At 60.9% G+C, this 12,686-nt stretch carries 12 protein-coding genes; 9 read left to right on the top strand and 3 right to left on the bottom strand.

Features of this window, described 5'->3' with window-relative positions; translation table 11 throughout:
• Nucleotide 1: 1 nt before the first annotated feature.
• Nucleotides 2-211, top strand: coding sequence for a gas vesicle protein (locus MTX36_RS03905; RefSeq protein WP_094272926.1), 210 nt, complete (start codon nucleotides 2-4; stop codon nucleotides 209-211).
• The gene (locus MTX36_RS03900; RefSeq protein WP_094272925.1) at nucleotides 204-533 is read left to right on the top strand and encodes a gas vesicle protein K; all 330 of its coding nucleotides are present in this window, start codon (nucleotides 204-206) and stop codon (nucleotides 531-533) included. The genes MTX36_RS03905 and MTX36_RS03900 overlap by 8 nt, the downstream gene beginning before the upstream one ends.
• Nucleotides 534-573: 40 nt before the next feature.
• On the opposite strand, the gene MTX36_RS03895 is transcribed toward MTX36_RS03900, so the two are convergent.
• The 3 genes from MTX36_RS03895 to MTX36_RS03880 form a co-directional block, all read right to left on the bottom strand.
• On the bottom strand, nucleotides 574-768 hold the full coding sequence (locus tag MTX36_RS03895) for a CsbD family protein (protein WP_243618440.1): 195 nt from the start codon (nucleotides 766-768) through the stop codon (nucleotides 574-576).
• A gap of 1,365 nt (nucleotides 769-2,133) precedes the next feature.
• Nucleotides 2,134-3,312, bottom strand: coding sequence for a zinc-dependent alcohol dehydrogenase (locus MTX36_RS03885; RefSeq protein ID WP_243618439.1), 1,179 nt, complete (start codon nucleotides 3,310-3,312; stop codon nucleotides 2,134-2,136).
• A gap of 880 nt (nucleotides 3,313-4,192) precedes the next feature.
• A complete protein-coding gene (locus tag MTX36_RS03880) occupies nucleotides 4,193-4,621 on the bottom strand; it encodes a hypothetical protein (protein WP_243618438.1) in 429 nt (142 codons plus the stop codon).
• A gap of 1,099 nt (nucleotides 4,622-5,720) precedes the next feature.
• On the opposite strand from MTX36_RS03880, the gene MTX36_RS03875 reads away from it, so the two are divergent.
• The 7 genes from MTX36_RS03875 to MTX36_RS03845 all read left to right on the top strand — a co-directional run bounded on the left by MTX36_RS03875 (nucleotide 5,721) and on the right by MTX36_RS03845 (nucleotide 12,601).
• Nucleotides 5,721-6,131 (top strand): TIGR02611 family protein, encoded by a 411-nt coding sequence (locus MTX36_RS03875; protein WP_243618640.1) that lies wholly within the window; start codon nucleotides 5,721-5,723, stop codon nucleotides 6,129-6,131.
• A 132-nt stretch (nucleotides 6,132-6,263) separates the two neighbouring features.
• On the top strand, nucleotides 6,264-8,321 hold the full coding sequence (gene thrS, locus MTX36_RS03870; RefSeq protein WP_243618437.1) for a threonine--tRNA ligase: 2,058 nt from the start codon (nucleotides 6,264-6,266) through the stop codon (nucleotides 8,319-8,321).
• On the top strand, nucleotides 8,318-8,872 hold the full coding sequence (locus MTX36_RS03865; RefSeq protein WP_243618436.1) for an HIT domain-containing protein: 555 nt from the start codon (nucleotides 8,318-8,320) through the stop codon (nucleotides 8,870-8,872). Before thrS ends, MTX36_RS03865 begins: the two co-directional genes overlap by 4 nt.
• Nucleotides 8,873-8,899: 27 nt before the next feature.
• On the top strand, nucleotides 8,900-9,559 hold the full coding sequence (pgsA, locus tag MTX36_RS03860; protein ID WP_308198185.1) for a phosphatidylinositol phosphate synthase: 660 nt from the start codon (nucleotides 8,900-8,902) through the stop codon (nucleotides 9,557-9,559).
• Complete coding sequence (locus MTX36_RS03855) at nucleotides 9,556-10,458, top strand: phosphatidylinositol mannoside acyltransferase (RefSeq protein ID WP_243618435.1); 903 nt, start codon at nucleotides 9,556-9,558, stop codon at nucleotides 10,456-10,458. The genes pgsA and MTX36_RS03855 overlap by 4 nt, the downstream gene beginning before the upstream one ends.
• Nucleotides 10,455-11,582: a glycosyltransferase family 4 protein gene (locus MTX36_RS03850; protein ID WP_243618434.1), complete on the top strand. Its 1,128-nt coding sequence runs from the start codon at nucleotides 10,455-10,457 to the stop codon at nucleotides 11,580-11,582. Before MTX36_RS03855 ends, MTX36_RS03850 begins: the two co-directional genes overlap by 4 nt.
• A complete protein-coding gene (locus MTX36_RS03845; RefSeq protein WP_243618433.1) occupies nucleotides 11,579-12,601 on the top strand; it encodes an NUDIX domain-containing protein in 1,023 nt (340 codons plus the stop codon). Before MTX36_RS03850 ends, MTX36_RS03845 begins: the two co-directional genes overlap by 4 nt.
• The last annotated feature ends 85 nt before the right edge of the window (nucleotides 12,602-12,686 follow it).

The raw sequence follows: 12,686 nt of genomic DNA, 5'->3' as shown, positions 1-12,686 counted from the left end.
CATGAGCGAGATGGTTCCTTCGGACGACACGCGCCGCATCGCTCTCGTCGACCTGCTCGATCGAGTGCTCGGTGGTGGTGTCGTCATCACCGGTGAGATCACTCTGTCGCTCGCCGACGTCGACATGGTCCGAATCTCGTTGCGCACGCTCATCGCATCGGTCAGCGCACTCGTCCCAGACCCGGCCGGTCAGGAGCCTAGCGATGACTGAGCCCGAGCCCGAGTCGGATGCGCCGACCGACGTCGGTCGGCGGGTTCTGCCTCAACGGATCGATGCCGACCCAGAGTCCGTCGAGAAGGGGCTGGTCGCACTGGTCCTCACCATCGTCGAGCTCCTACGCCAGTTGATGGAGCGGCAGGCGCTACGCCGAGTCGAGCACGGGGACCTCAGCGATGAGCAGATCGAACGCATCGGCACGACGCTGATGCTGCTCGAGGAGCGAATGGCGGAGCTGCGTGATCATTTCGATCTCACGCCCGAGGACCTGAACATCGACCTCGGACCGCTGGGGCCGCTGCTGGCGAACGAATAGCCGGTTTCACAGAGTTTCGGTCGGACTCACCGAACAATGATCAGTGTTTGAAAGCGTTCTTGATCTTCTTTCCAGCGTCCTTGAGCTTGTCGCCCATTTGTTTGGCGTTGCCCTTGGCCTGTTCCTGGCTTCCCTCTGCTTCGAGGTGGGCGTTCCCGGTGGCCTTGCCGAAAGCCTTCTTGGCGGCGCCTTCCGCGGTTTCGACCTTGTGCTGGATTTTCTTTCCCATGCTCATGACCATGTCCTGTTCTCTGTGATCCCTCGGTGCGGCCGCCCGCACTACTTCGGAAGAATGTGCCGAAGCGGGCGGCAGTGCGGTGAGAGACAAACGTGGTGAGTCTGACCGCTCTTGATTGGTCACGCCTCCAGCACCAGTCAACTCGTCCACAGCACTGCTGTCGAGAACGTTTGACCGTCATCTACCCGCGGCCGACGAGCCCCACACCCGAGGAAGATGATCGGGGCCCGTACAGGGCGCCTCCATCGGGCCGGGGTGACTCGACGGAGGCTTCACGATCGACGTCCGGGGTTCAGGGCGTCTAACCGCGACTCTTCCAGTGTAGGAAAACCTTTGCAGTTGTGAAATGCCCAGACAGGGGGCCCCACATAGGCGCGAAGGTTTCGACGAAGCTGCCGACGAGCGCAACTCGATGTGATGCCGCCATGGCCGGAGTTTCGGTAGTCGATGGCGAAGGAACCCGGAAACCGTGGCGTGCACGGTGTAAACGGTCCATGAGACCGACAACCTCCAGTATCGCGCTTCAATATCGCGCTGGGCATGGACCCTGTCTCGAAGCTGCCGAAGAGAATGAGATTGTCGTCGCGCGCGGCGATGTGTTACCTCGGGAAAATGCTGCGTTGGCTATTGTCCGTGACGCGCACGGACAAGATACATGGACCTGGCGAAAGTTGTTCATACTCCGCATTTCCCGCACTGGGTGTGTTCGAGGTGATGCGTGTGTTCGAGGTGATGCGATGTCCCGTTGAAACCAAAATCAGGGGGGAAGTGGGGGCTTTGTGTGAGTTGGGGTGAACCCACCGGCACGAAACCTGTGACCGCGGCGCGCCGGTGGGTGCGCATCGAACCGACGCGATGCACTTTCCCTGCCGTCCACCTCCGGCGAGGGACAGCCGGTAGGCGGATCATGTGCGGCGGGTCTCACCTCCGTGAATTCTCCGCTGCGACAGTGATGTATCCGTTCGTCTCGAGTTTTGACACAAGCCGTCCTTCGATGCGCGGTAATCACTTCGGCAGCGGCAGACTTGCCCCCGACCAATCGGTAGTGGCTCAAGGCTCACGGCGTGCCCCCAGCGCTTAGGCGGTTACCCCGGCGTATTCCGGGTAGGCGGATTTGTAGGACGCGCCGGGAAGTGATGGGAGGGCGCAGTCGAAACGGAGCTTCGAGACAAGACGATCGCATCTCTGGTCGCGTCGGAGGGTGTCGAGCAGGTCGAGCTGACCGAGCCGTGGCGGGCGGTGGTCAACGCGGGTGCGCGCCCGATCCTGGTCTCGACCGCAGCAGGCAGGATTCAGGCCTACAAGGAGCGGGTGGCGGCGACGGGGAGGATCGCAGCGAAAACATGAATACCGTCCTGGGAGTTACGGTTTCAGTAGGATTTTGATGGCACCGTCCTGCTTCTTTTGAAAGATTTCGTACGCCTGGGGGGCACTTTCGAGTGGTAGCTCATGGGTGGCGAAGGAGTCGACACCGAGTGGGTCGTCGTCGGTCAGAAGTGGCATGATGTCGTCCGCCCACCGCTTCACATTTGCCTGTCCCATGCGCAGTTGGATTTGCTTGTCGAACAGGGTGAGCATAGGTAGTGGATCTGTCATCCCTCCGTAAACGCCGAGCAGAGAGATGGTGCCGCCGCGTCGGACGATGTCGATAGCCGAATGCAGAGCCTGGAGACGGTCAATACCGGCATGGGTCATCAGTGGCCCGGCGATCCGATCGGGAAGCAGCGACGTGGCCTGCTGAACCAGCCGGGCACCGGGCGAGCCGTGTGCCTCCATCCCCACGGCGTCGATCACCGAATCGGGACCCCGACCGTCGGTGATCTCTCGCACTGCGTCACCGAGATTGTCCACCTGGCTCGAATCGAGCACCTCGATTCCGCGGGCACGCGCACGCTCGAGTCGCTCGGGCACCAGATCGATAGCGATCACCCTGGCTCCCCGGTGCGAGGCGATACGTGCCGCCATGTCGCCGATCGGCCCCAGCCCCAGCACAGCCACCGAGCCGCCGGCAGGAATGGAGGCGTACTCGACGCCCTGCCATGCGGTCGGTAGTACGTCGGACAGATAGACGAAACGGGAGTCGGGGGGACCGTCGGGAACCTTGATGTGGGTGTACTGGGCGTGCGGTACCCGCAGGTACTGAGCCTGCGCCCCTGGCACCTGACCGTAGAGCGCGGAGTATCCGAACAGTGCTGCGCCGGAACCCTTATCTCGAACCTGGGTGGTCTCGCACTGCGTCGGCAGACCGGCGTGACACATGTAGCACCTGCCGCAGGCAATCTGAAATGGGATGACCACTCGGTCGCCTTCGTGCAGTCCGTTGACCGCGTCGCCCACCTCACGCACAACGCCCATCGGCTCGTGCCCGAGTATGTCCCCGGCGTTCATGAACGCGCCGAGCACTTCGTAGAGGTGGAGGTCGGATCCGCAGATATTGGTCGTAGTAAGTTCGACGATCGCATCGGTCGGCACGCGGATCTCCGGATCCGGAACGGTATCGACACTGACATGTCTTTTTCCCTGCCAGGTCACTGCTCTCACGCCCGTGCTCCTTACCTATGGTCCGATCGGAGCTTGTTCGACAATGACCGCCCGAATCGAAATCAGTCTCGTGGGGGCGACGTGTGTGCCGCCTTGCGAATCGGCTACCCCTGTTCCTTTGCGTCAAACCTCTCCAGCCGCCTCGGCACTCGGAAGCTGGTTTGGTTCATCAAACTGCTTGCCCTGCAGAACATTACAAAATACAGGCGACCTGTTGTCCGTGACTTTCCAGTACATACTCAACTACCCAAGTAGCGCAATATCGTCACGCACCATGGAAGTCGACGCTTGAGAGGACCCACTGCTGGTCGATCGGGCTCATGCACATGGCCGATCCTGGCGTTGTCGGAATCCGAAGGGCGCCATTCTTTCCGCCCCGAATCGGATTGAAGTCCACCGACCTTGATACTTGCCTTTGAATCGAAGGAACTGTGCCCCATCGACAACGGCGCCATATTCGCAGAATCCACCGTTCAATTGAGGAGCCCGCCTGGTCGGGTCCCGGGCACTGCGAGGTTGACGAGTGGTTCGCTGCGGCGATTAAGGAACAGTCGGCGGGCACACCACCTGCAATGGCTACACAGGGAGTGATTGATCACGCAGGAAATGTGACCGACACGCGCAACATCGACCGTGCGGAAGACATACACGCAAGGTTTGTCGACGTCCGCGCAGACAATTCCGCGCTCGGGTGGCACGAAAGTACGTCATGGCGACAACTGGTCCTTCTCGACGACAGTGAGGGCGCATCTAGTTGACCAACTGCGGGTGATTCGGCCGGCTGAAAAGACTATTGCCCGAGAATCTGGCATACGTGGACTCAGCTCGACAGTCGCTGGATCTCACGCCCAAGCCCTGCAGTTGCGCACCCGCGGATCAATCACGGACAGGCCGGCGTCACCATGTCATAGATCCGTTCGGCCTGGTCCATTGTCGGCTCGTTGCCATTGTGAGCAGCGAGGTTCCGAATCTCTTCGGTGACTTGTTGCTCATCCGCACCGGCAGCGATGTCCTGGCAAGACTCCAGGACGATCTCTTCGATACTCGCATCGTCGCGGTCTTGAGCAAGTTCCGAGTAGCCGGTACGAAACGCGACGACAAACGTGGCGAGTTTCGCTTGGTCAATTCTTCCCAGGTCGTCCGTTGACTCCACCGTCGAACTCTGATTCGGTGCCGTTGTAGTCGGTGTTTGCATAGTCACTTCGCTGGTGGTGTCGTTGTCCACGTCTGTTTCTGCGTCGTCGTTTCCGCAGGCTGCCGTGGCCACTAGTGCGCCGGCAATCGCGATCGTTGCGATGGTTCTTTTCATTTTCACTCCATCTCGATAGGTGATGCCGCTGGTGGTCCGACAACACTTGTCAAATGATGTGGGGTGTCGAGCGCGATGTGCTTCAACTGCTCCGGGTTGCGACTTTCGGGTTCGGCATTGTGGTACCGAATTCGGAACGTTGATGTTCGACGTATGACCGCCTACGCGCATCCCGTCACTCAGTGTGCATTTCCCTCCTGAAACAGGAGGCGTACGTCGTCGTGGTACCCAGTCTCGACCGTGGTTATCCGTGACAGCTCCGGAGGTGAGAGGCAACTTGTGAACAGAGTGAAGTCGGGGCTTGGTGAGCAACGTGCTTCGCGGCGGGTCTGGGGCGGTTACCGTGGCGGCCGTGATCGCCAAAGCGATATCAGCGGGCGCTGGCCGAGAATTGGTGATCGCAGAACCCCTTTCGTGACAGTCGACGATGCACTCGAGTAAGAGCAGGGGCGTAGCGGCTCGCCCGTGCTATTGGTCCTGGTGGCGACCCATTTTTCGGCGTACACACCGAACGCGACAGCTTTACGTGCATCCTCGGCCTGAGTAGCTTGACGTGCCACGGCAGCGTCATCTGGGTGTACCCAGGTGCCCCCGGCGATTGCATCCTGCCGCGTGTTCAGCCAGGTCTGTGCCGCGCCTTTCGTGCTGAACGTGCTGGGTGCCGGGATACGTTCCGCGCTCCCCGGAGTGGGGTTGGGGTGGCGGGCTCGATACCGGCCTGACGGCAACTTTTCAATACGTCCGAAGACTTTTCTGGCCATGCAGCTGTTTTCCTTGATTTCGTGGGCCCTCTGTGGGACCTAGAGTGTCAGAAGTTGGCATATCTAGGCACGGTGTGGCACTCCTCGGCGCCTCTGACCTTATGGTTAGCTGCTCCGAGCAGGTATATAACATCTGGTTCGATCCCAGCCGGGACCACAGGAGGAACTGAAGGCGTTCCCGATTACGGGGACGCCTTCAGTCGTCTCCGGGTGTTCTTTCGACTGCAAGTCGGAGAGGACGTTTCGGTAGCCTGGTTGCTGACACACACATACGTGACGGAAATAGGTGAGGGACGTTGAGTACCGAAGAGGTCGACACTCACGTCGACGATTCCGATCTGTCGCCCTTCCAGGAAGCCGAGTCCCGCTGGCATCGGTGGCGGGCGCATATCGCAGCTCGTCCGAGTTTGAACCTCGCGTACCGAATCGGCGTGGGAGTTATCGGCCTGATCGTGCTCGCAGTCGGCGTCGTCACCATTCCGTACCCGGGACCGGGCTGGCTCATTGTCTTTGCCGGCCTCGGAATACTCGCGTCGGAGTTCGCTTGGGCTCATAGGCTCCTGCATTTCGCCAAAGCGCGCTACGACCGATTCATGACGTGGTTCGGCAAGCAGTCCTTGATCGTCAAAGGTCTAGGCGTTTTGTTCACCACCGTGGTCGTGATGGCAACTCTGTGGGTTCTCGGCACCTTCCACCTGCTCGGAACGTGGGTCGGTCTGGACTACTCGTGGCTCGAGTCACCTCTCTGACGTGAAAGTCGCTTGTTAACTTCACTCGGTTGACTCGTCGGTACGGCGGGGCCGATAACATGATCGTGCGCGCGTCCTCATCGAGCGATACGCACGTCTTACTTGCCGCAAATACATTAGGAGCACATCGCCGTGACCAGTCCCGCGCCAGAGCACTCAGCCGCCCCACTTCGGGTGCCCGCGGGGACGACCGCCGGGACAGCGGTTCGTGAAGCAGGATTCCCCACTAAGGGCCCGGACGTCATCGTTGTTGTTCGTGACAGTGAAGGCACGCTCAAGGACCTTTCGTGGACTCCTGACGTCGATGTCGAGGTCGAACCGGTTGCCGCGTCCACCGACGACGGCCGCAGCGTTATCCGCCACTCGGCTGCTCACGTTCTGGCGCAGGCAGTGCAGAAGGAATTCCCCGACGCGAAGCTGGGCATCGGCCCGCCGATCACCGACGGCTTCTACTACGACTTCGCGGTCGATCGTCCGTTCACCCCGGAAGATCTGACCAAGCTCGAAAAGCGGATGAAGCAGATCATCAAAGGATCGCAGCGATTCTCGCGTCGTGTTGTCGACTCGATCGAGGACGCGCAGGCCGAGTTGGCGAACGAGCCGTTCAAGCTCGAGCTCATCAACGACAAGTCCGGCATCGACGACCCCGAGGTCATGGAGGTGGGCGGCAACGAGCTGACCATCTACGACAATCTCGATCCGCGTACCGGCGACACCATCTGGTCCGATCTGTGCCGTGGTCCGCACATCCCGACCACCAAGCACATCCCCGCTTTCAAGCTGACCCGCAGTTCTGCGGCATACTGGCGCGGCAACCAGGACAACGCTGATCTTCAGCGTGTCTACGGCACCGCCTGGGAGTCCACCGAAGCGCAGGATCAGTACCTCGAACTCCTCGCCGAGGCCGAGCGTCGCGATCACCGCAAGCTCGGTACCGAGCTTGACCTATTCAGCTTCCCTGACGAGTTGGGCTCCGGCCTGCCGGTCTTCCACCCCAAGGGCGGAATCATCCGCACCGAGATGGAGAACTACTCACGTAGCCGTCATATCGAGGCCGGCTACGAGTTCGTCAACACCCCGCACATCACCAAGGGACATCTGTACGAGGTTTCCGGTCATCTTGACTGGTACAAGGACGGAATGTTCCCGGCGATGCACGTCGACGAGGAATTGAACGAGGACGGCACCGTGCGTAAGCCGGGCCAGGATTACTACCTCAAGCCGATGAACTGCCCGATGCACAACCTGATCTTCCGTGCGCGTGGCCGCTCGTACCGAGAATTGCCGTTGCGGCTCTTCGAATTCGGTTCCGTGTACCGCTACGAGAAGTCCGGTGTCATTCACGGTCTGACTCGCGTGCGTGGCATGACTCAGGACGACGCGCACATCTACTGCACCCGTGAGCAGATGCGCGACGAGCTCACCACCACCCTGCAGTTCGTTCTCGCACTGCTCAAGGACTACGGTCTCGACGACTTCTACCTCGAGCTGTCCACCAAGAACCCGGACAAGTTCGTCGGCAGCGACGAGGTTTGGGAAGAAGCAACCGCGACACTGGCCGAGGTCGGTCAGGCTTCCGGTCTGACGTTGGTTCCGGACCCGGGCGGAGCTGCGTTCTACGGCCCCAAGATCTCGGTTCAGGTCAAGGACGCGCTCGGCCGCACCTGGCAGATGTCCACCATTCAGCTCGACTTCAACCTGCCGGAGCGTTTCGACCTCGAATACACCGGCAACGACGGCGTCAAGACCCGTCCGGTCATGATTCACCGTGCGCTGTTCGGCTCGATCGAGCGGTTCTTCGGTGTGTTGACCGAGCATTACGCCGGTGCTTTCCCGGCCTGGCTGGCTCCCGTGCAGGTTGTCGGAATCCCGGTGGCCGAGGCCTTCGCCGATCATCTCTTCGACGTCACCAAGAAGCTCAAGTCGGCCGGCGTGCGCGCCGAGGTCGATTTCAGCGACGACCGGATGCAGAAGAAGATCCGCAACCACACCACGCAGAAGGTTCCGTTCATGCTCCTCGCAGGCGAGCGTGACGTGGAAGCCGGCGCTGTCAGCTTCCGTTTCCGCGACGGCACCCAGATCAACGGTATCCCTGTCGACGACGCAGTTCGAATCATCACCGAATGGATTGCGCGCCGCGAAAATGCTTCTCCGACTGCCGAACTGGTGCAGCCAAGTGTGGCGCCATGACAACGCCGGATGACGATGGCCCGGGTTCGCTGATCGACCACGGCGTCGGCGATCCCGATCATCTGCAACGTATTTGGTCGCCGCACCGCATGTCTTACATCGCGGAGGCACCCAAGACGCCGGGCGTACCCAACGAACCGTTCATCGAGATTCCCAAGATGGCTGACGAAGAGGGATTGATCGTCGCGCGCGGCGAACACGTGTATGCGGTTTTGAACCTGTACCCGTACAATCCGGGCCACCTGATGGTGGTTCCGTACCGCAAGGTCGCAGCACTCGAGGATTTGACGCCGGAGGAAAGCGCCGAGTTGATGGCGTTCACCCAGCAGGCGCTGCGCGTGATCAAGCGGGTGTCCAACCCACATGGTTTCAACGTCGGCCTCAACCTCGGTGCCGCGGCCGGTGGGTCGCTGGCCGAGCATCTGCATCAGCATGTGGTTCCTCGCTGGGGCGGTGACGCCAACTTCATTACCGTTCTGAGTGGGGTGAAGGTCATGCCGCAGCTGTTGCGTGACACCCGAGGGCTACTGGCACGGGCCTGGAATGACTGACAATTTGTCGCGAGAAGGGGCTGTTCGGTGCTGAGTATCTTCGGACGAGCATCGGTGTCCAAGGTGACGGCACCGATGGGTCAAGCGCTGATCAAGACCGGTTTGACCCCCGATGCCGTGACAATCATCGGAACGGTCGCGACGGTTGCCGGTGCGGTGACGCTGTTCCCGTCCGGACACTTGTTCTGGGGAACTATCTTCATCTGGTTCTTTGTCATGTTCGACATGTTGGACGGTGCGATGGCCCGTGCGCGTGGCGGCGGAACGCGCTACGGCGCGGTTCTCGACGCCACGTGTGACCGAGTTGCCGACGGCGCGATCTTCGCCGGCTTGGCGTGGTGGGCGGTGTACCACGAGAACAACAAATGGCTGTTGGTGGCGACGCTCATCTGCCTCGTCACGTCGCAGGTCATTTCCTACGCGAAGGCTCGCGCCGAAGCGAGTGGACTGACTGCGGACGGCGGCTGGATCGAGCGTCCGGACCGGCTGGTCATCGTGCTCGCGGGTGCCGGTCTCACAGGACTCGGATTGCCCTGGGCAATCCACATCGCCATGTGGGTTCTCGCTGCGGGCAGTATCGTGACAGTTTTCCAGCGGGTGCTCGCGGTGCGGAATTCGCCGGGGGCTCGGGAGCTTCTGCCGATCACACCGCCGGCACCCAAGACTGAAGGTGAGTCCGACAAGTGAGTGTTGCCGAGCGCGCTACCGATCTGGGTTACGCCGCTGGTTGGCGCCTGGTTCGCAGTCTTCCGGAGTCGGTGGCAGTCAAGCTTTTTGACGCCGGCGCTGATTTTGCGGTCCGAAAGGGTGGACCGGAACAGTTGCGTCGCAACTTGGCTCGCGTGCTCGGCACAACTCCCGAGAACGTCCCGGATCAGTTGATCAAGGACTCGATGCGCTCATACGCACGGTACTGGCGTGAGGCGTTCCGTCTACCGTCGATGGATCTTGTGGAAACGGGTAAGTCGCTGGATTCGCTGATCGAAGGGAAGGAACACCTCGAGGCGGCGATCGCAGCCGGCAACGGTGCCATCCTGGCTCTGCCTCACAGCGGGAACTGGGATATGGCGGGGGTCTGGTGTGCCCAGTACTGGAACGGCTTCTCCACTGTCGCAGAACGTTTGAAGCCGGAATCGCTGTATCAACGATTTGTCGACTACCGAGAGAGCCTCGGATTCGAGGTGTTTCCGCTCAGCGGCGGCGAGCAGCCGCCGTTCGTGGAGCTCGCGAAGCGGTTGCGGGACAACCGGATCGTCTGCCTACTCGGCGAGCGGGACTTGGCGAAGCACGGTGTGCCCGTCAATTTCTTCGGTGAACCGACCCGGATGCCGGCCGGTCCGGCAAAACTGGCCATCGACACCGGTGCCCATCTGCTTCCCGTCCACTGCTGGTTCACACCCGACGGTTGGGGATTCAAGGTCGATCCGCCCATCGACGTGTCCGGCGGAGTCGGCCCGGCTACTCAGGCGCTCGCAGACCAGTTTGCGATCAATATTGCGGCCCACCCGGCGGATTGGCACATGTTGCAACCGCTCTGGCGTTCCGACCTCTCCGAATCGCGGCTCGCCCGTATGGAGGGTGAATGAAAATCGGCATGATCTGCCCGTATTCGTTCGACGTACCCGGTGGGGTGCAGGCGCACGTGGTGGACCTGGCCGAGGTTCTGATCGAACGTGGCCACAAGGTCAGTGTCCTGGCGCCGTCGTCGGACGACGACGAACTGCCGAACTTCGTTGTCTCCGCCGGTAAGGCTGTCGCGATTCCGTACAACGGTTCGGTAGCTCGTTTGTCTTTCGGTCCTACCGCCAATGCGCGACTGCGTAAGTTCATTGCCGACGGTGACTTCGACGTCCTGCACATCCATGAACCGAACGCACCCAGCTTGTCGATGCTGGCGTTGCGTATCGCCGAAGGACCCATCGTTGCCACATTCCACACGTCGACGACAAAATCATTGGCACTGAGCACCTTTCAAGGTGTTCTGGCTCCGTACCTGGAAAAGATCAGCGGACGCATTGCAGTCTCGGAGTTGGCGCGTCGCTGGCAGGTCGAATCTCTCGGATCCGATGCTGTAGAGATCCCGAACGGCGTCGATGTTTCCGCGTTTGCCAACGCGGCACTCCTACCGGGTTATCCGCGTGAAGGTGGGACGGTCCTGTTCCTCGGTCGCTACGACGAACCACGCAAGGGGATGGCCGTGCTGCTCGGTGCATTGCCGACGCTGGTCGAGCGCTATCCCGACCTCGAAGTCATTGTGGTGGGGCGCGGGGACGAGGAAAAACTTCGCAAGGATGCCGGCAAGTACTTCAAGCATTTGCGTCTCCTCGGCCAGGTCAGTGACGAGGAGAAGGCGTCGGCGCTTCGTAGCGTCGACGTGTACTGCGCGCCGAACCTGGGTGGGGAGAGCTTCGGAATCGTGTTGGTCGAGGCGATGGCTGCCGGTACTGCCGTGGTAGCCAGCGAGCTCGACGCATTCCGCCGGGTACTGCGTGACGGTCAAGCCGGATTGTTGGTTCCGATCGGGAATTCTGATGCTCTCGCGGAGGCGATCGACTCGGTTCTCGGTGATCCGGACCGGCGGCGGGCATTGGTCAATACGGCGACCGCTGTTGTCTCCGAATATGACTGGCCGGTTGTTGCTGAGCAGATTCTTCGTGTGTACGAGACAGTGACGGTGGGCGGTACCGGCGTGCGTGTGGTGGGATCGTGACTTTCTCTGCACTCACAATTTTTGTCCTCGGACTCGTTGCCGCCATTGTTCTGGTCATCGGGCTGTGGGCCTACGGGACGGCTAACCGGCTGGACCGACTGCATGTCCGTTCAGACCAGTCGTGGCTGGCGCTCGATGCAGCGTTGTCGCGGCGTGCTGCCGTGGTTCGTGCCGCTGCCGTCGACATGAGCGCTGATGACGCCCGAAGGTTCGTGACCTTGGCTGACGCGGCCGAGCGGGCTGATCGGCCGGACCGAGAGCTGGCGGAGAACAAGCTCTCCAACGCTTTGGCTGCCTATGGAACTACGTCTCTGCGGCCCCAGCTTGTTGCCGAGTTGGCGGACGCCGAGGCTCGGGTACTGATTGCACGTCGTTTCCACAACGACGCCGTCCGCGACACTCTCGCGCTTCGAACCCGAAGGCTTGTCCGCTGGCTCCACCTTGGTGGAACAGCACCGCTGCCACAGTATTTCGAGATCTCCGAGCGGACGACGGCGGCTGCGGTGCCCGAGGGAATTACCGTCGACACGTCACGAACCTCGGCGCGCGTCGTTCTGCTCGACGAGCTGGACCGGGTGCTGCTGCTTCGCGGACACGATCCGCAGATTCCGAACTCGCATTTCTGGTTCACGGTGGGCGGGGGATTGGAGCGTGGTGAGCACCTCCGCGCGGCTGCAGTTCGTGAAATCGCCGAGGAAACTGGATTGGTTGTCACGGGAGAGGACCTTCGGGGTCCACTGTGGCGTCGCGTCGCAATTTTCCCGTTCGACGGGGAGTTAATCCGAAGCGAAGAGCTCTTCTTCACCACGCGCACACACGGTTTCACGCCCGTATTCAAGGGCCACACCGAGTTGGAGCAGCGAGCAATTTCCGGCTTCCGTTGGTGTAGCGCCGATGACATCCGGGAACTTTCCAAATCCGGGGAACCTGTTTACCCGCTTGACCTGGCAAATCTGCTTGCAGAAGCTGCGACTATTGCAGACGGAACCGAAGACCCGGCCGTACGTTCTATTCGTTGATCTCACCGCTCTGGCGATTTAAGGCCAGCAAAGCGAAATTGGCTACGGATTTAAGGTCCGGTTCGTTCTAGAGTTTTGGCGTTCG

Source organism: Rhodococcus sp. ARC_M6, from assembly GCF_022810305.1.
Classification (GTDB): domain Bacteria; phylum Actinomycetota; class Actinomycetes; order Mycobacteriales; family Mycobacteriaceae; genus Rhodococcus_F.
The sequence above is the reverse complement of the archived record's forward strand: the minus strand, read 5'-3'. Positions and strand labels throughout refer to the sequence as shown.